Consider the following 17,852-nt stretch of genomic DNA (forward strand, 5'->3'; position numbering starts at 1 on the left):
GCATGAGCACGGACGCACAGCAGCCGCACGATTCCGGGCAGGCGGCACAGGACTGGAAGCACTGGCACGAGGAGCGCACCGCCACGGTCGCCGCACCGTACGGACCGCTCTCCCTCACCGGCACCCACTGGCTCTCCGACTACCCGGAGGGCCACATTCCAGGGGTGCCCGGGCAGTGGCGGGAGGACGGCGAGGAGCTGGTGCTCAGTGCCACCGCCGCGGACGGTCTGAGCGTCGACGGCAAGCCCTTCACCGGCCGGGTCCGCCTCACCGCCGACCGCGGCCCGATCGGCGAGTCCCGCGTCGCGCACGGCGAGCGGCGACTTGTCGTGCTGAGTCGCGAAGGGCTCTGGGCGGTACGGGACTTCGACCCGGACTCCGTGGCGCGGCGCACCTTCCGGGACATCGAGGCCACCCCGTACGACGCCCGCTGGGCGCTGCCGGGCACCTTCCGCCCGTACGAGAGCGCCCGTACGGTCCGGGTCGAGAACGCCGACGGAGTCGAGCGCGGCCTCGGACTCGCGGGCGAGATCGCCTTCGAGGTCGACGGCACGGAGCACACACTGCAGGTCGCGGTCGAGCCCGATGGCTCGCTCTGGGCGGTCTTCGCAGATGCCACCAGTGGCAACAGCAGCTATCGCTTCCGGTTCCTGCGGCCCGCGGCCCCGTCCGAGGACGGCAGTGTGACGGTCGACCTCAACCGTGCGCTGCTGCCGCCCTGCGCCTTCGCGGACCACTTCATCTGCCCCTTCCCGCCGCCCGGCAACACCCTTCCCATCGCCGTCGAGGTGGGGGAGCGGAACCGCGTCGACGGCTGACGCACTGACACATCCCCCTCGGATGCAACGTCCCCGGCAGTCCATGTGCTGCCGGGGGCGCCTGTGCAGCCCGACAAGTTCAGGCCAGAAGGCCCTCTTGCGCCAGAAGTTGACGCCTTGAATACTCCCGAACAGCGCTTGTCAGGAGCACGGCATATCCGCACAGCGGACATGCCGTGCGAACGACTGCGCCTCACGGGTCCGATCACCCCACAGGCGGATCCCCGACTTCCCCTCGGGAGGAATGAAAAGTGAGGATCAAGCGCACCATCCCCCTCAGCGGTACCGCGAGACGCAGCAGGGCTGTCGCCGTCGCCGCAGGCATTGTCGCCGTCGCCGCACTCGCTGTCCCCTCCGCCCAGGCCGACACCACCACAACCTTCAGCGCCGAGCAGCTCTCCGCCGCGAGCGACGCGGTACTCGGCGCCGATGTGGCGGGGACCGCCTGGAGCATCGACCCGGCGACCGACACCCTCGTGGTCACCGTGGACAGCACGGTCTCGCAGGCCGAGATCAAGCAGATCAAGCAGTCCGCCGGAGCCAACGCCGGCGCCCTGCGGATCGAGCGCACCGCCGGAAAGCTCAGCAAGCTGCTGTCCGGCGGCGACGCGATCTACGCCCCTGGCTGGCGTTGCTCCCTCGGCTTCAACGTCCGCAGCGGCAGCACCTACTACTTCCTGACCGCCGGTCACTGCACCGACGGCAACCCGCCCTGGTACACCAACTCCTCCAACTCGACCAGCATCGGCCCGACGGTCGGATCCAGCTTCCCGACCAATGACTACGGCCTGGTGCGCTACGACAACACCTCACTCGCCCACCCGGGGACCGTCGGCAGCGTCGACATCACCAGCGCGGCCAACGCCACCGTCGGCATGTCGGTCACCCGCCGAGGCTCCACCACCGGCATCCACAGCGGCACCGTCACGGGCCTCAACGCCACGGTCAACTACGGCGGTGGAGACATCGTCTACGGCATGATCCGGACCAACGTCTGTGCGGAGCCCGGCGACTCCGGCGGTCCGCTCTACTCCGGCTCCAAGGCGATCGGTCTCACCTCGGGCGGCAGCGGCAACTGCTCCTTTGGTGGTACGACGTTCTTCCAGCCGGTCACCGAGGCGCTCAGCGCGTACGGGGTCAGCGTCTACTGACGCCAGGCACCCCGGTCCGGCCCTCGAACGGGCAGTCGGCCGAGACGGAGCCCCCGCCCGAATCCTGGGGCGGGGGCTCCCGTTCACCCCGCGGCTTTTGAGAGGATGTGGGGCAGGTCGGTCATGCAGGAGCAAACGGGGGCGGATGCTGTGCCTTCCGGAGGGATGCCCTCCGGGAACCCCCGGCAGACACCTCAGGGGGTTCCAGGTCCGTGAAACGCATCGGAGTGACCGGCCATCGCAGCATTCCGCAGGAGGCCCACGCCCATGTGCTGGCCGGGTTACAGGCGGCGCTCTGCGGCTTCGAAGGCTCCCTGGAGGCCCTCTCCAGCCTGGCGGTGGGGGCGGACCAGCTCTTCGCGGACCTCGCCCTGGCCCGCGGTGCGGATCTGACCGTGGTCATCCCCAGCGGCGACTACGAATCCTGCTTCGCCGACGCAGCCGAACTCGCCCGCTACCAGGCCCTCAAGGACCGGGCGGTCCGGGAAGTCCGGCTGGACTACCCGCACTCCACCGACGAGGCGTACTACGCGGCGGGCGCGTACATCGCCGACCACTGCGACCGGCTGCTCGCCGTGTGGGACGGAAGGCCGGCCCGAGGCTTCGGCGGCACCGGCGACATCGTGACGTACGCCCGCAGTCTGGGCCGCCCGGTCACAGTGATCTGGCGCGAGGGCGTGGAGCGCGGCTGACCGGTTCACGCGGCCCTCTTCGTATACGACCGTCGCGTCGGCCCCGACTGATTATTCGTCACATCTGATGCCGGGCAAGCCAGTCGGTGTGCTGCGGGGAGACGATGCGCTCGGTCTCGAAAACCGCCCGCGGCCACTGACGCTCGGTCAGCGTGGTCTCCATCGCCACTTGCATCGCCTCCAGATCCTGCTCCACCAGCGAGTGGGCCGAGATCAGCGGGTGGTGGCGGCGCATCTCGCTCCATGCCAGACAGGCCGCCGCGGCGGCCGACAGCACCCCCGTCAGTGCGAAGGACTGGGCGACGGAGAACGTCCGCAGCAGCGCGAACACCAGGGCGAGCGCCGCCAGTACGGCAATGGTGGTCGACCAGACGAGCGTGGCCCGCCGGGACACCTCCTGACGCCTGCGGTACCAACTGCGCTGCTCGATCAGCCGGTCCCGTACATATGTCTCCTTGCGCACGGTGAATGCCTTGTTCCGCAAATCGCGCATGGAGTCCGTTATCAGCCCGCCCGAATCCGCCGTCAGGTCGCGGGGGTCGGTCCACCCCACCTTCCGGAGCTCCTGAAGACCTTCTTCGAGGCGATTCGCGAACACCGCCTCGGGGTGCTGGGTGGTGGTGTCGAAAGGCGAGCCGTGCACCGAGTAACGCCAGCACATCGACTTGATGAACTCTGCTGCCGAGCGGTTGAGTTGCCATTGCGACTTTGCTTTGCGCTGGGCGGTGAGGTACATCGTGATCAGGACACCCGCATAGGCCAACACGCCTATGGCATCGGTGAGTTGAAACGTGTCAGCTATCTCCAGGTGCCAGGGCACCGTGGCCGGCATTGCGCCGATGACCAGTAGAATCAGCTGGACACGGGTGGTGTTCACGGCCTCCCGCTGGCTTGCGATGGCCGACGCGTCCGTGTGATGGAAGAGCGCCGGCAGGTCGGCGTTCCTGAACACCATGCTCTGCAGCGGTCCGGGAATCGCCGTCATGTTCACTCCCGTCTGCGGTTATGTCGTCACCTCAATGGTGGAATCGGTGGTTCTGTTCGATCCGGGACGGTCCCACATGACGCTCTTGTTCCAATTGGGCGTCCTCAGTTGCCAACCGAGGCCATGAGAGTAAAGTCGTGCCGCCGGACACTGCAATGGTGAAGATACCGTTGCTGCATTCCTGTCTGGAACCATTCCATCGGAACAAATCCCCTCAAGGACGGCCGTGAAGACCTCTGAATCCTCCCTCTCCTTCGCTGTTGCGAAGAAGAACCGTGTGCCGCTCGCCGAGATCGATGTCCGCGGCACTTCTGCTGCCCGCAAGCTCGGTCGTGTGCATGCCGCGTCAGCCGGTCGCCCCACCCAGGCATCGACCTTCAACTCGGCACTTTGAACCGACGCCTCGGCACTCCGAACCAATGCCCCGAGCACCCCTTCGGGCTGGCTAGACTGGTGGAATGACAGGACCCCTGGTCCCTTTCCGCGAAGTCGTTCTCAAGGTTCACAGCAGGTGCGATCTTGCCTGTGACCATTGCTATGTCTATGAACATGCAGATCAGAGCTGGCGAACCCGGCCGAGAACAATCTCTGATGATGTCATCTTCCGGACTGCTCAACGTTTGGCCGAGCATGCCAAGACACATGCACTGCCCTCCGTGTCAGTGATCCTGCACGGAGGGGAGCCTCTACTGGCGGGCCCCGCCCGATTGCGGCGCGTCTGCGAAGAGCTCACCTCCGCCTTCGAAGGCATCGCGGAGCTCGACCTCCGTATCCATACCAACGGACTCCAGCTCAGCCCGCGCTATCTCGACCTCTTCGACGAGTTCGACGTCAAGGTCGGCATCTCCCTGGACGGCGACCGAGCCGCCAACGACCGGCACCGCCGCTATGCCGACGGACGCAGCAGCCACCCTCTGGTCCTCAAGGCCGTCGAGCTGCTTCAGCAGGAGCGCTACCGTCATCTCAACCTCGGGCTCCTGTGCACCGTCGACATCGAGAACGACCCGCGCGCGGTCCTCGACGCTCTCACCGAGCTCGACCCGCCGCTCATCGACTTCCTGCTTCCGCACGCCACCTGGGACGAGCCGCCACCCCGCCCGGACAGCTCGCCCAGCGCCTACGCCGACTGGCTTCTCGCGGTCTTCGACCGCTGGCAGGAGCAGGGGCGCCCGGTGCCGGTACGGCTCTTCTCCTCGGTGCTGTCCACACTGAGCGGTGGCCCCAGCCTCACCGAGTCCCTGGGGCTCGCCCCCACCGATCTCGTCGTCGTCGAGACCGACGGCCAACTGGAGCAGGTCGACTCGCTCAAGAGCGCCTACGAAGGCGCGGCGGCCACCGGATTCGATGTCTTCACCCACACCTTCGACGAGGTCGCGGCCCACCCCGGGGTGCGGGCCCGCCAGCTCGGACTGGCCGGCGTCAGCGAGACCTGCCGCCGATGCCCGGTCGTACGTTCGTGCGGAGGTGGCCTCTACACCCACCGGTACCGCTCCACGGGGCCGTCCGGCGCATTCGACAACCCGTCCGTGTACTGCGCCGATCTGGAGGCCCTGGTGCGTGGCATCGAGGCGCGCAGCGCAGCGGCCCTCGTCGCACCCGCGGTGGCCGAGCCCGTCGAGCTGCTCGCCGCCCAGCAGGACCTCACCCGCACCCTGCTTGCCCAGCTGAACGCCGACATCGGACGGAGGGGCGACGAGCGGTGGGAGGCCGCCTGGGAGCTGACCGCCACCATCGAGGCGTCCGAGGAGGGGGCCCGCGGTCTGGACGAGGTGCTGGCCCATCCCTACACCCGCAGTTGGCTGCTCCAGGCGCTGGAGCTGGTCCACGAGCGGCCCGGGGCCGTGCAGGTGGCGCGTCGGATGCCGGTGTATCTCGCGGCCGCCGCCGTACGGGGCGGCCTCGATCTGCCCGTACGGGTGACCTTCTCGAGCGGCAGGATCCTCCTGCCCGGTCTCGGCGAGTTGCGGATCGCGGATGCGGGGGAGCACGGCACGGCACTGGTGCGGGCGACCGAGGACGGCTTCCTGGTCCGGCGGGAAGGGAGTGACGCGGCCGAACTGCGGGTCGTACGGCCGGAGGCGGCCGGTCCCGGCTGGCGGCCGTTGCGCCGGCTCGCGACGCCCGGTTCGATGCCCGGCCTCGTGCTCGACGACCTCGACCCGTACCGCACATGCTTCTCCGTGCCCGCCGCGGACGCCCTCGACGACCGGGCCGCCGCCGACCTGGAGGCCAGGACCGGCGCGGCGTGGACGCTGATCGAGGCGAAGGCGCCCGGGCGTACCGGGGAGATGGCGGGCTGCCTCACCACCCTCACACCGCTGACCCGTCTGGCCCCGGCGGAGCCCGCCGTCGGGCGGCACGGATACGGCGCTCTGGGGATCTCCCCGGACGGCAGCGCGCAGGAGTTGGCGTTCGCGCTGCTGCGGGGCTTCCGTCGGGCCGAATTGCGGGCGCTTCGCGATGTCACGGATCTTTACGCGGCAGACGGCTCCTGGGAACATCGGATGCCCTGGCGGGAAGAACCAGTTCCGTTTTCCCGGTTGCTGGCCGACACCTATGAGCGGATGGCGTTGGGGGCTTTCGAGCCGAGCTATCTGGAGGGCGTACCGCAGGCCCTCGACACGCTGGAGGGTGCCGCCGAGCTGACCATCAGTGGGAAACGGCTGCTGGATCAGATGCGAAAAGAGATCTGAGGCTCGCATTCCGGTTTAGCCGGGGTCGTCGGTACGCACAGGACAACTGGGAGGAACGGACGCAGACCGAATTCGATCAAGGAATGATCGACTGAACCTGGGAACGTATGACTGAAAACTGGCGTTGAATGACCGAACGCCATGGGGGTGGAGCAACGTCCGCTCCGGAATGATGAATTCGCTCGCATTCACTTCAATCCTCGGGTGCGGGTGCTCACACAGGACGGGGGTCGTGTGCACGCAACAACGCAGCAGCGAGCGGCGGACCATCGGCCGTACTTCTTCTTGAGTTATGCACATACACCGGGGTACGGCGGTGGAACGGACCCCGACATGTGGGTCGAGCGGCTCTTCCAGGATCTCTGCGGCCATGTGATGGCCATGACCGATCTGCCCGCGGGCGCCCCCGCCGGGTTCATCGACCGCGAGATACGCTCCGGCGAGGGCTGGTCGGAGCGGCTCGGCGAGGTGCTCGCCACCTGCCGGGTGTTCGTTCCGCTGTTCTCGCCGCGCTACTTCGCCAGCGAGATGTGCGGCAAGGAGTGGTACGCCTTCGCCCAGCGCGCCATCCACTACCGGGCCCGCTCCAACCAGCCGGCCGAGGCGATCGTCCCGGCGCTCTGGGTGCCGGTACCGCCGAGCCAACTCCCGGGACCCGCCGAGAGATTACAGTTCAACCACCGCGACTTCGGGGACCGTTACGTCAGCGACGGACTCTACGGACTGATCAAACTCAAGCTCTTCACCGAGGAGTACGAGCGCGCGGTGTACGAACTCGCCAAGCGCATCGTCAACGTCGCCGACACCATAAGGATCGGCACCGGCCGCCCCGTCGACTACCGGCTGGCCCCCAGCGCCTTCGGCCCGCCGAACAGCGGATTCGGCGGGCCCCGCCCCATGCAGGTGACCATCGCCGCTCCCACCCGACACGACCTGCCCGAGGGACGCAACGCCGAGTGCTACGGCGACAACCCGCAGGACTGGAATCCCTACCATCCGGCCGCCGCCCGCCCTCTGGCCTATGTCGCCGAGGACCTGGTGCGCTCCCTCAACTACCAGGCGACCATCTCCTCCTTCGACGAGGAGTCCGGGCACCCGGAGGGCAAACAGCCGCCCAGCAGACCGGAGATCCTGCTCGTCGACCGCTGGGCCCTGCAGGACGAGGACCGGCGCCGGCGGCTCGCCGCCTTCGACGCCGAGAACCGCCCCTGGGTGACGATGGTCGTGCCGTGGAATCGCGAGGACCACGAGAGCAGGGCGGCCGAGGCGGAACTGACCGAGAAACTCGAACAGACCATGCCGACCAAGATGCGCCAGGGGCGGGCCTACTGCCGCGCCGCCGCCAAGGGCGTACCCAGCATGGAGGCCTTCGGGCAGATCCTGCCGCAGGTCGTCGAGGTGGCGGCCCAGCAGTACCTGAGACACGCGGCGGTCTACCCACCCGCCACCGGTGGCGGACACACCGAACGAACACGGTTGATGGGGCCGATGGCGCAGACGTACTACACCCCCGAGACACATGACCCTGCGACGGATGCGGAGGACACGGATGACGGCCAGTCGTGACGGGCGCATCGTCACTTTCTACTCGTACAAGGGCGGCACCGGGCGCACCATGGCTCTGGCCAACACCGCCTGGATACTCGCCGCCAACGGAAAACGGGTACTGGCCGTCGACTGGGACCTGGAGGCACCGGGGCTCCACCGGTTCTTCCACCCGTTCCTCGACCCGTCGACACTCGGTGCCACCACCGGCGTCATCGATCTGATCACCGAGTACGCGTGGGCTGCGACCAGCCCCGTCCAGCGCGCCGACGACTGGCACCGCGACTACGCCCGTATCCAGCCGCACGCCGTATCCCTCACACCCGAGGCGCTCGGCTGGGAATTCCCGCACGGCGGCACCCTCGACTTCGTCTCCGCCGGACGGCAGAACCGCGAATACTCCGCGACCGTCTCCACCTTCGACTGGGACAACTTCTACGACCGGCTCGGCGGCGGCCACTTCTTCGACGCCCTGCGCGACGACATGAAGGCCAACTACGACTACGTCCTCATCGACAGCCGGACCGGCCTCAGCGACATCGCCGACATCTGCACCGTCCACCTGCCCGACGTCCTCGTCGACTGCTTCACCCTCAGCGACCAGTCCATAGACGGCGCCGCCTCCGTCGCCCGGCAGATCTCCGAGCGCTACACCGGCCGCCCCATCTCCATCTTCCCCGTCCCGATGCGCATCGACGAGGGCGAGAAGGAGAAGGCCGATGCCGGACGGGCGCTGGCCCGGCTGAAGTTCGACCGGCTCCCGCGCGATCTGTCCGGGGACGAACTCACCGCCTACTGGGGCGCGGTGGAGATTCCGTACCGCCCGTACTACGCCTACGAGGAGACCCTCGCGACCTTCGGCGACGAGGCAGGTCTCACCAACTCACTGCTCTCCGCCTTCGAACGGCTCACCTCCGTCATCACCGACCAGCAGATCACCTCGATGCCGCCGGTCGGCGAAGAGGTACGGCTGCGCATCCGTGACGCGTTCACCCGGCGCAGGCCCGCGCTGCCCGCCGATCTCTTCCTCAGCTATGTGGCGGAGAACCGGATGTGGGCCGACTGGATCGAATCCGTGCTCACCCGGGCCGGGTTCCGCGTCGTACCGCGTGATGTGTCCGCCGAGCGGGAGACCCCGGAACCGGCGGCCGCCGCCGCGGAGAACGCCGCCCGTACCGTGGTGCTGCTCTCCAGCGCCTACCTCAAGTCGCAGCGCGCGGTGAACCTCTGGGAGCGTGCCGTGGCGGAGGACCCCGGCGGTGGCCGGCGCCATCTGCTGCCGCTCAGGGTCGGTGACGTACGGCTGTCCGCGCCCTACATCGACCGCAACCCCGTCGATCTCTTCCGGCTCGACGAGGTGCATGCCACCGCCGCCCTGTTGCGCGCCCTGGACCGGCCCGTACAGCTCACCGACAGTGTGTCGCCCGGACCCCGCTTCCCCGGTACCGTCCCCAGGATCTGGAACGCACCGCCGCGCAACCCCGGCTTCACCGGCCGCTCCCTGGTCCTGGAGCGGATGCGCGACCAGCTCGGCGGCGGCATGGCCGTCGTGCTGCCGCAACCGCAGACCCTGTACGGACTCGGCGGTGTCGGCAAGACCCAGGTCGCCCTGGAGTACGTGCACCGCTTCATGGCCGACTACGACCTGGTCTGGTGGATATCCTCCGAACAGACCGACGACGTGGTGGCCGGGCTCGCCGAGCTCGCCGTCCGGCTCGGCGCGCAGGGCGGCGACGACATGGCGGCCGCCTCCCAGGAAGCCGTGGACCTGCTGCGGCGCGGCGTGCCCTCGGACCGCTGGCTGCTGGTCTTCGACAACGCCGACGACCCCGAACGGCTCCGGCGCTACTTCCCGCAGGGCGGCTCCGGACACATCCTGGTCACCTCCCGGAACCAGGCCTGGTCCCAGCACGGCGACGCACTGCCCGTCGACGTCTTCCTGCGCGAGGAGTCCATCGAACACCTCCAGCGCCGGGCCCCGGGACTGAGTGACGAGGACGCCGCCCAGGTGGCCACCGCGGTCGGTGACCTGCCGCTCGCCGTCGAACAGGCGGCGGCCTGGATCGCGGAGACCGCCACCCCGATCGACACCTATCTGGAACAGCTGGCGCAGCAGGCCCCCGAGGTCCTGGCGCTCAACCAGCCGGCCGGCTACCCGCAGCCGGTCGCGGCGACCTGGAACATCTCCATCGAACGGCTCAAGGAGCGCTCGCCCGCCGCGGTGCGGCTGCTCCAGCTCTGCGCCTTCTTCGCCCCCGAGCCGATCTCGGGGAACCTCCTGTACAGCAAGGAGATGATCGAGGCGCTGAAGCCGTACGACGCCTCGCTCCAGGAGAAGCTCGTGCTGGGCCGGGTCATCCGGGAGATCGGCCGGTTCGCCCTCGCCAAGGTCGACCAGGTCTCCAACTCCATCCAGGTGCACCGTCTCGTCCAGGCCGTCATCCGGGCACAGCTCAGCGAGGAGGAGCAGCGCGACGCCCGGCATGCCGTCCACCGCATTCTGGCGGGTGCCCGGCCCGATGAGGACGAGCCGATCGACAACCCCTCGACCTGGCCGCAGTTCGCCACCCTCTGGCCGCACCTCGTCCCGTCCGACGCCCGCAACTGCAAGGAGCCCGAGGCCCGCAGGCTGTTGATCGACCGGGTCCGTTATCTCTGGAAGCGAGGTGACTTCAGGACCGCTGCCGCCCTAGGCGAGGAGCTGCGCGCCATCTGGAAGGAGACGCTGGGGGAGCGGGACATCCAGTACCTCTACCTCTGCTTCCACCTCGCCAACATCTACCGCTCGCGCGGCCGTTACGTGGAGGCGAAGGAGCTCGACGAGATCACCCTGGCGACGCAGCGGGAGGTCCTGGGACCGGAGCATCCGCACACGTACATGAGCACCAGCAGTCTGGCGACGGACCTCGGCACGCTCGGCGAGTACACCATGGCGATCGAGCTGGCGACCGAGGCCACCGACGGGTTCAACCAGATCTTCCACGATTCGCATCCGAGGACCCTGGCAGCGGCCAACAACCTGGCGTTCACCCTGCGGTCGATCGGGCAGTACGCCAAGGCCAGGGAGATCGACCAGGACGTCTTCGACCGGCGGGTCGAGGTGCTCGGCGCGGAACACCCGTACAGCCTCTCCTCGGCGATGAACCTGGCCCGTGACCTGCGTGACGTCGGGCGGTACGAGGACGCGGTCAGCATCCTCGGCCGCACGTACGACAGTTACAAGGCCACGCTCGGCCGGTCCTTCCCCGGCACGCTGAGCGCGGCGAAGAGCCTGGCGGTGTCGCTGCGCCGGGCGGGCAGACTGGAGGACGCCCGCAGGCTCACGGTGGCCACCCGCGCCCGGTACCGGGCCAAGTACACCGCCGCCAACCCGGAATGGCTGGCCTGCGACCTCAATCTGGCGGCCGACCTGTTCGCGGCGGGCGAGGCGGCCGAGGCCAGGGACACCGCGCAGGAGGTCGTCGACCAGTACATGAAGGTGCCGGGGGAGAAGCACCCGTACACCCTGGCCGCCCTGAACAACCTCGGCGTCTACCTGCTGGGGGCCGGCGCGGTGGAGGAGTCGGAGCAGGTGCTGACCCGGGTGGTCGCGACGATGCGGGAGGTGTACGGGCACGAGCACCCCAACACCCTGTTCTGCGTGATGAACCTGGCCAATGCGACGGCCGAACGGGGCGATCTCGAAATCGTGCTGGAGACCGAACGGAAGGTGGCAGGACAGCTCAGGCACGTCCTCGGTGCGCACCACCCGGAGACCCTGGCCATGATGTCGAACATGGCGGTCACGCTCGATGCGATGGGGCGCAAGGACGAGGCGCTGCGGCTGAGGACGGAGACGGTCGAGGAGCTGTCGCGGCAGCTCGGTGACGACCACCCGATGACCCGGATCGCCCGGGACGAGCGCCGGTTCGAGCGCGAACTGGAACCGACGGCGGTATGAGCCACGGGAGCGTCCGGCCGCCACCGGACGCTCCCTGTCTTTTCCTGTCCCTCTTGGGTCCGTTCCTCAGCAGGCAGCCGGCTCCAGCAGCCAGTTGAGGATCGTGGGCAGGACGTGCAGCGCGTCGAAGTGCGCGGCCGCAGGTTCCACCACGACGGTGGAGTTCGGGATGCGCTCGGCCAGCCAGCGGGAGTGGCCCACCGGCGAGAACACATCCTTCTCGCCGTGCCACAGCATCACCGGACCCGTGATGTCCGCAGGGTCGAACCCCCATGGACGGCTGAAAGCGATCGCGTCGTCGATCCAGCCCCATGCCGAAGTGCGCAGCCCCTCACGGTAGTTGCGCAGCAGCATGGTGCGGACCCCGGCGTCGTTGACCACCATCCGGTCGGAGTCGGTCAGCTCCCGGCGCAGATCGTCGATGAGCCTGACCGGGTTCTTCCTGATCACCGCGGACCGCGAGATGAACGACTCCGCGAGCCCGTCCGGATCGGCCGCCGCGGTGGAGTACGCCAGCACATTGGAGGCGGCCATCCCGTCGAACCAGTCCAGGCCGTCGGCGCCCCAGGGGGCCAGCCCGACGAGTGCGGCGGTACGGGTGACCCGCTCGGGCATCAGCGCGGCGCAGGCCAGGGCGTGCGGGGCGCCACCGGATCGGCCCACCACGGCGAACTGTTCCAGCCCGAGGTGGTCCGCGATGGCCCGTACGTCCTGAACGACGTCGGCGACACAGCGGCCCGGCAGCCGGTCGGAGTCGCCGTAGCCCGGCCGGTCATAGGTGATCAGCTGTGTCTTGCGCTGGTACAGCACCATGCCGCGCGGAGCCGGACCGAGCCTGCTGCCGGGCATTCCGTGGAGCAGGAAGACCGGTCTGCCGCGGGGATCGCCCAGACGCTCCACCACCAGATGCCGCCCGTCCGTTGCGCGCACCCGATTACGCACTCCGCGCCTCCTCTGTATGGTGCGGGCACCGCGTGCCCGACTTTTCCCGCCCGATTCGATGATGGCTCATCAGAGCGCTTACCGGGACTGTCTGTTGGGAAACCGTGGGGGCGTACGGGGGCGCGTAATCGTGCGGCGCCTTCGGGCAGTTCTCGATCCGGCCTGCCGGGGCTCGCCCGCATCACCTCACGTGATGCGGGCGAGCCCGTCGATTCCGATCAGGAAGCCTCGTCGGCGCTACCCCCGCGCGAGCGTCACGAACGCCACCCACTCGCCCCGCCCGACCCGCAGCACCGGTCCGCCACCCGCGACCTTCGAGTCCCGTACATACACCGCACCGGGGCCGGCAGCCACTTCCACGCAGTCGCCGCCGCCCGATCCGCTGTGGCTGCTCTTGAACCAGTGCAGCTCGTCAACGCTCTCGGTTACCTGCTCCACGCTCATGTCTCTCCCACCAGCTGTTCGATGAGCCGCGCAGACGCCTCGACGTTCAGGGCCTGCGATCGCAGCTTGCCATATCGCAACCCGAAGGCGCTGACCTCAGCCGGATCACTGACGACGCACCCGACCTCCTGGGACTCGATGTATCCGAGGCGGCGGAGCTCCTTCGTCTCCACCAGGACGAAGGGCCCGTCCAGGCCCGGGTGGAATCCGAGCCCGGCAGGCATCACCTGAACCTCCACCGACCGCAACGAGCCCACCTCCAGCAGGCGTTGCCACTGCTTCCGCATCACCTCCCCGCCGCCCACCGGGTTTCGCAACGCCTCCTCCCCGATGATGAACGACAGTTCCGCCAGCGGATCCCGCGTCAGAAGTTTCTGCCTGCTCAGTCGCGCTTCCGTGTGCTGGTCGATGATCTCCTCGCTGAACGGAGGGCAATGGCCGCCGAACACGGCCCGTGCGTACGCCTCCGTCTGCAGCAGGCCCGGCACCAGCAGCGGGTCGTACGAGAAGCGGCTCAGCACCTCCGCCTCGATGAGGGCGAAGTTACGGAAGAACTGCGGGAGCTTCGCCCGGTCCACATCGACCTGGAGAACTTCCAGCAAGCCGCCCGCAGCCAGCACCCGGTCCGCCGCGACGGTGAACGCCTCCTTTGCCGGTCGCCGCCCCTGCTCGACCGAGGCGACCTGTTCCAGGGAGTAGCCGATGGCATCTCCGAGCGCCTGCTGGTTCAACTCGGCCCGCTTGCGCAGGTGCTGGAGGAGCTTGCCGTAGGCCACCCACACCCCCGGCAGGTCGTTGTCCTCCCTTGTCTTCGTCGCGCGGCTGTTCCGCGTATCCCGCACTGCCCTCACGCCCTTTCCGCCACCGTTCACGCCCCGCCCGCAAATACCCGTAGTGCTCCTCAACTTCACTACGACTGGGCAAGGTTCAACGCAATCGACGTTTCCAGGGACACGGCCCCTGCCCCGTACGGCTCCCGTACAAGACCCGTACAACTCAGGGCGGCGCAAATCCGTCCGGCCCGTACCACCGATATCCCGTACGGTCATCGCGCCTGGTCAGCGATATCTGCCGAGTTCCACGATGGCGTCGTGAAGCAACAGGAAAGCACCCATGAACCACTCGGCCCAGCACCCGAGTTCAGCCTTCGCCTCAGCAGCACCCCCCGTGGCGCCAGGCTGGCCCGTACCCTCGCCGTGCAGCAGCTCACCGAGTGGTGCGGCAGTCCGTACGACTCCGAGACTGCTCAAGCCGTCGCCCTCGTCACCGCCGAACTGGCCGCCAACGCCATTACCCACGGGCGCCTCCCCGGGCGCGACTTCAGGCTGACGCTCCTCCTTCTGCCCCACGCCGTTCGTATCGAGGTGACCGACACCCGCCCGGAGCGCCTGCCGCCCATCCCGGCAGCGGGACCCGTGTCCGCCGACGCGGCATCGAGCCGTGGTCTGCTGCTCGTCGAGGCGTACGCGGACCGTTGGGGCTGCACCGTTGGCGACGCGTTCACCAAAACGGTCTGGGCGGAGGTGGCTTGCTCCTCCTGAGCGCGGCACGGAGGACAGCTGGGTCCAGTCGATCTTTACTTAGAACTCCTAACGAAATGATCTTCCAAGTGGTTGGATCACTCCGGGACTGATGATCCGGGGGTACGGGGTGGCTCGGTCAAAGCCGTGGGAAGTCGATGACGAGTTGCGGGCGGTGATCGAGCCGCTGTTGCCCAAGGTCAAGCGTCGGACCTGGCATCCAGGACGCAAGCGGCATACGGACCGGCTGGTGTTCCAGGGCATCCTGTTCGTGCTGCACACCGGGATCGCCTGGGAACACCTGCCGCAGGAACTCGGCTTCGGGTCGATCGCCCGCCGCGGCACCGAGCACGGCTCCGGCCTCGGCAAGCAACGCTGGGTTGTGGAGCGCGCGTTCGCCCACCTGCACTGGTTGCGTCGACTGCGGACCCGCTGGGAGATTCGCGACGACATCCACGAAGCCTTCCTCACCCTCGGATGCGCACTCATCTGCTGGCGGCGACTGCGCGCTCTGGCGAGCGACCCCGTGAGCTAGTCAGCCGCCGCCAGTCGGTTGAGAACTTCCATCGGGGTGAAGCTCCAGCCGACGAGGCGCGGCCCGCTCCAGTTGATGCCGATCAGGAGTCCCTCCCGGGCGGCATCGGGCAGTTCGCGGGCGCGCCAGTCTTCCAGGGACATGGATTCGACCCGTAGCCCATGCCCCCAGATCTTCGCCGCCCTCTGGGCGCGGGCCGAGGTCGACCAGAAGGGAAGACTTCGCGTGCCGTCCGCGGAGAGGGAAGTTGGGCTTCCGTCGTCATCCCGGACAAGCCAGACAACTCGGCTCTGGCGGACGTCTCGGAAGAATGCTGCCGCTTGCGAACCACTTTGACTCATGACCACCGAGCCTAATGTTCCCCGCCACTCATTTCGTTAGGCGTTCTCAGGCTCCGGGGCTGTTCTTCGGTCCCGGCACGTGGTCATATCCAGGATGCCGGGACCGAAGGCCCTACGCAGGCCGACGTGCCGGATCCGGCGGTGGCCCCCGCCGTCCGGCAGGGGCCCGGCCGGACGACGTGATCCGACCGGGTCAGCCGGCCCAGACCTCGGCTTCGTCCGCCGGGACGGTGGTGGCGAGCTTCAGCTCCTTGCGGGCGGCGACCGTTTTGCCCGGGTCGATACCGGTGAAGGCCCGGTCGTAGGCGAGGTAGAAGGCGTCGGTGTCACCGGCCGAGGCGGCCTTTTCCCACGCATCGGCGGTTTCCTTCAGCCGTGCACGGAGCTTGACGGTCTCCGGCTGCTGAATGTTCTTCAGGGCCGTGAGGTGGGTGTCGAGCGCGGCGGCAACGGCTTTGGCCTGCTTCTTGTAGCCGGCAAAGTCGTCCTCAACATGCTCTGCTTCGGGCTGGTTCGTCCACAGGGCCTCGTAGACGGCGTTCGAACCCTTCAGGTATGCGAGCTGGTCGGCGTCCAGGGGCTTGCTCTTCAACGAACCGGAGAACGTGCCCGCTTCCTTGGTGTACGTGCAGGTCACGGCCCGATCGCCCGTCGCCCAGCTCTCCTTGGTGGGGGAGTAGTAGTAGACGTCGACGCCCTTGGGCAGGGCCCAGGCGTCGGGGGTGAACTTCTGCGCCTCGGCCGGGCATCGTTCGTCGGCGATCTGTGCGGTTTTGTCCTCACCGGGGTACGCCGACTGCCCGTCGATCTTGAAGTCACCGACGACCTGGCCCTTGTGCGGTTCCTTGCACGGCACGACCTCGACGCTGAACTCCTCGCCCTTGGGCGCCCCGTTGTTCGGGTTGTAGCAGTCGCCGGTCGCGAGCGAGAAGACCGATCGCTGGCGAACCACTTTCTTGGCGCCGGTCTTTGCGCTGTCGAGGGCTTCGGAGCATCCCACCGCTCCGACCGAGAGCAGGGCTACGACAGCGGATATACCGCGCAGGGAACGGGACGTGACACCGAGAGTCATGACGTGGGAATCCTCAAACGGAAGGGTTGTGAACAGGTGTGCGCATCGTATGGCATGTCAGTGACAGTGCTGTGCGCAGGCATTTTGGTGCACCGGCGGTGGTGGTGCAGGTGATATCCGGAGGAGTTGTCGTCCGGCGGTTGAGAGTGGTCGAGAAGTGAACCGCCCATCAGTGGGGAGGAACCAGGAACCCGGCTCGAGGCGCACCGCACACGCGGACGCCAGGGAGAGAATCCCCCCACACTTAGGCCGCCCCCCAATTGCCGGTCGGTCTTATGGGAACGACGTCGGCGGGAGCGTCGCATCCATTACGTTCGGACCTGGTGAGCAGGAGGGGGAGTCCATGCCGACAGAGGGCCGGTTCCGGGCGAGCGGGTGGCGAGGGCGGGAAGTTGAGATACCACAGCCTGCTGGGACTCAGCGGCCGGTCCCCCTGGAGTTCAAGGGGGGCCTGACCACATCGTTCAGGGTGCACGCGCTGCGGCGATCGACGACGCGCAAGGTGCACGGCGGGGAACTGCTGTACACATACGGGCCCGGGGTGCGCAGAGTGCTGCTACCCGCCGGTTACAACCGGGTGGAGGTCACTCGGGACAAGCCGAAGCCGAGCTCAGGGACCGGCTTCTCCCGCTGGCGCCTGCAAACCGTCGAGGCGGCTGAACTCCCTGTGCTGGCGGACACCGTGTGCGGCAGGAACGAGGAACTTGTGTACTTCGACAGCCACGCACGCGTGTCGTTTGCCTGGCTGGGTGCCGCCGAACACGGTGAACTGCATTTCACGTCTGTCTCCGGGGGCGAGGCCAGGACTCTCACCCGGCACAGCGACATCCGGGGCGTGGTCACCATCCCGGGCAGCGGCTTCCTCGCCATCTCCACCTGGGGCAAGTGGACACTGGAAAGGCGATAGCGCAGCCGCTCGACGGTCGGGCTGTTCGGACCAACCACTCGCCCCAGCACCGAGTTCAGCCTCGCCTCAGCAGCACCCCCCATGGCGCCCGGCTGACCCGTACCCTGCGGTCCAGCAGCTCACCGAGGGGTGCGGCAGCCCGTACGACTCCGAGACTGCTCGAACCATCGCCCTCGTCACCACCGAGTTCGCGGCCAACGCGAGCACCACGGCAGACTTCCCGGCCGCCACTTCCGTCTGGCGCTCCTGCTTCTGCCTCAGGCGGTC

The 17,852-nt window shown here is 68.1% G+C and carries 15 protein-coding genes and 2 pseudogenes; 11 read left to right on the forward strand and 6 right to left on the reverse strand.

Going from position 1 to position 17,852, the window contains the following annotated elements; genetic code table 11:
• The first annotated feature begins 2 nt into the window (after positions 1 to 2).
• The 3 genes from OG953_RS33405 to OG953_RS33415 all read left to right on the forward strand — a co-directional run bounded on the left by OG953_RS33405 (position 3) and on the right by OG953_RS33415 (position 2,661).
• The gene (locus tag OG953_RS33405; protein ID WP_405688960.1) at positions 3 to 818 is read left to right on the forward strand and encodes a DUF1684 domain-containing protein; all 816 of its coding nucleotides are present in this window, start codon (positions 3 to 5) and stop codon (positions 816 to 818) included.
• 251 nt (positions 819 to 1,069) lie between these two features.
• On the forward strand, positions 1,070 to 1,969 hold the full coding sequence (locus OG953_RS33410; protein WP_405688961.1) for a S1 family peptidase: 900 nt from the start codon (positions 1,070 to 1,072) through the stop codon (positions 1,967 to 1,969).
• A 212-nt stretch (positions 1,970 to 2,181) separates the two neighbouring features.
• Complete coding sequence (locus OG953_RS33415; RefSeq protein ID WP_405688962.1) at positions 2,182 to 2,661, forward strand: hypothetical protein; 480 nt, start codon at positions 2,182 to 2,184, stop codon at positions 2,659 to 2,661.
• A 58-nt stretch (positions 2,662 to 2,719) separates the two neighbouring features.
• Here OG953_RS33415 and OG953_RS33420 read toward each other — a convergent pair whose 3' ends face one another.
• A complete protein-coding gene (locus tag OG953_RS33420; protein ID WP_405688963.1) occupies positions 2,720 to 3,646 on the reverse strand; it encodes a DUF4231 domain-containing protein in 927 nt (308 codons plus the stop codon).
• Between the two features lie 226 nt (positions 3,647 to 3,872).
• Between OG953_RS33420 and fxsA the strand changes: the two genes are divergently transcribed.
• The 4 genes from fxsA to fxsT all read left to right on the forward strand — a co-directional run bounded on the left by fxsA (position 3,873) and on the right by fxsT (position 11,824).
• On the forward strand, positions 3,873 to 4,040 hold the full coding sequence (gene fxsA / locus OG953_RS33425; protein WP_405688965.1) for an FxSxx-COOH cyclophane-containing RiPP peptide: 168 nt from the start codon (positions 3,873 to 3,875) through the stop codon (positions 4,038 to 4,040).
• A gap of 64 nt (positions 4,041 to 4,104) precedes the next feature.
• Complete coding sequence (gene fxsBH / locus OG953_RS33430) at positions 4,105 to 6,339, forward strand: radical SAM/SPASM protein FxsBH, inactivated beta-hydroxylase extension form (protein WP_405688966.1); 2,235 nt, start codon at positions 4,105 to 4,107, stop codon at positions 6,337 to 6,339.
• 210 nt (positions 6,340 to 6,549) lie between these two features.
• Entirely contained in the window at positions 6,550 to 7,905 is a 1,356-nt protein-coding gene (gene fsxC / locus OG953_RS33435) for an FxsC protein (protein WP_405692202.1), read from the forward strand.
• Complete coding sequence (gene fxsT / locus OG953_RS33440) at positions 7,889 to 11,824, forward strand: FxSxx-COOH system tetratricopeptide repeat protein (protein ID WP_405688967.1); 3,936 nt, start codon at positions 7,889 to 7,891, stop codon at positions 11,822 to 11,824. Before fsxC ends, fxsT begins: the two co-directional genes overlap by 17 nt.
• Before the next feature lie 66 nt (positions 11,825 to 11,890).
• On the opposite strand, the gene OG953_RS33445 is transcribed toward fxsT, so the two are convergent.
• The 3 genes from OG953_RS33445 to OG953_RS33455 form a co-directional block, all read right to left on the reverse strand.
• Positions 11,891 to 12,766 (reverse strand): alpha/beta fold hydrolase, encoded by an 876-nt coding sequence (locus OG953_RS33445; protein ID WP_405688968.1) that lies wholly within the window; start codon positions 12,764 to 12,766, stop codon positions 11,891 to 11,893.
• A gap of 237 nt (positions 12,767 to 13,003) precedes the next feature.
• Entirely contained in the window at positions 13,004 to 13,210 is a 207-nt protein-coding gene (locus tag OG953_RS33450) for a DUF397 domain-containing protein (RefSeq protein ID WP_405688969.1), read from the reverse strand.
• Positions 13,207 to 14,061, reverse strand: a complete 855-nt coding sequence (locus tag OG953_RS33455; RefSeq protein WP_405688970.1) for a helix-turn-helix domain-containing protein — start codon at positions 14,059 to 14,061, stop codon at positions 13,207 to 13,209. Before OG953_RS33455 ends, OG953_RS33450 begins: the two co-directional genes overlap by 4 nt.
• Positions 14,062 to 14,301: 240 nt before the next feature.
• On the opposite strand from OG953_RS33455, the gene OG953_RS33460 reads away from it, so the two are divergent.
• The 3 genes and pseudogenes from OG953_RS33460 to OG953_RS33470 all read left to right on the forward strand — a co-directional run.
• On the forward strand, positions 14,302 to 14,751 hold the full coding sequence (locus tag OG953_RS33460) for an ATP-binding protein (RefSeq protein WP_405688971.1): 450 nt from the start codon (positions 14,302 to 14,304) through the stop codon (positions 14,749 to 14,751).
• 91 nt (positions 14,752 to 14,842) lie between these two features.
• A pseudogene (locus OG953_RS33465) lies at positions 14,843 to 15,049 on the forward strand (transposase); the annotation flags it as partial.
• 9 nt (positions 15,050 to 15,058) lie between these two features.
• A pseudogene (locus tag OG953_RS33470) lies at positions 15,059 to 15,265 on the forward strand (transposase); the annotation flags it as partial.
• Here the strand turns inward: OG953_RS33470 and OG953_RS33475 are convergent.
• Together OG953_RS33475 and OG953_RS33480 are read right to left on the reverse strand one after the other, a co-directional pair.
• Positions 15,262 to 15,606 carry a DUF2750 domain-containing protein gene (locus OG953_RS33475; protein WP_405688972.1) on the reverse strand — a complete coding sequence of 115 codons (345 nt, stop codon included), beginning with the start codon at positions 15,604 to 15,606 and terminating at the stop codon, positions 15,262 to 15,264. The pseudogene OG953_RS33470 and the gene OG953_RS33475 sit on opposite strands and share 4 nt — an antisense overlap.
• 193 nt (positions 15,607 to 15,799) lie before the next feature.
• Complete coding sequence (locus tag OG953_RS33480; protein ID WP_405688973.1) at positions 15,800 to 16,678, reverse strand: septum formation family protein; 879 nt, start codon at positions 16,676 to 16,678, stop codon at positions 15,800 to 15,802.
• 469 nt (positions 16,679 to 17,147) lie between these two features.
• Here OG953_RS33480 and OG953_RS33485 point away from each other — a divergent pair, with 469 nt between their 5' ends.
• Positions 17,148 to 17,585 (forward strand): hypothetical protein, encoded by a 438-nt coding sequence (locus OG953_RS33485; protein WP_405688974.1) that lies wholly within the window; start codon positions 17,148 to 17,150, stop codon positions 17,583 to 17,585.
• Positions 17,586 to 17,852 lie beyond the last annotated feature (267 nt).

It is taken from the genome of Streptomyces sp. NBC_00057, from assembly GCF_045041165.1.
Lineage (GTDB): Bacteria > Actinomycetota > Actinomycetes > Streptomycetales > Streptomycetaceae > Streptomyces.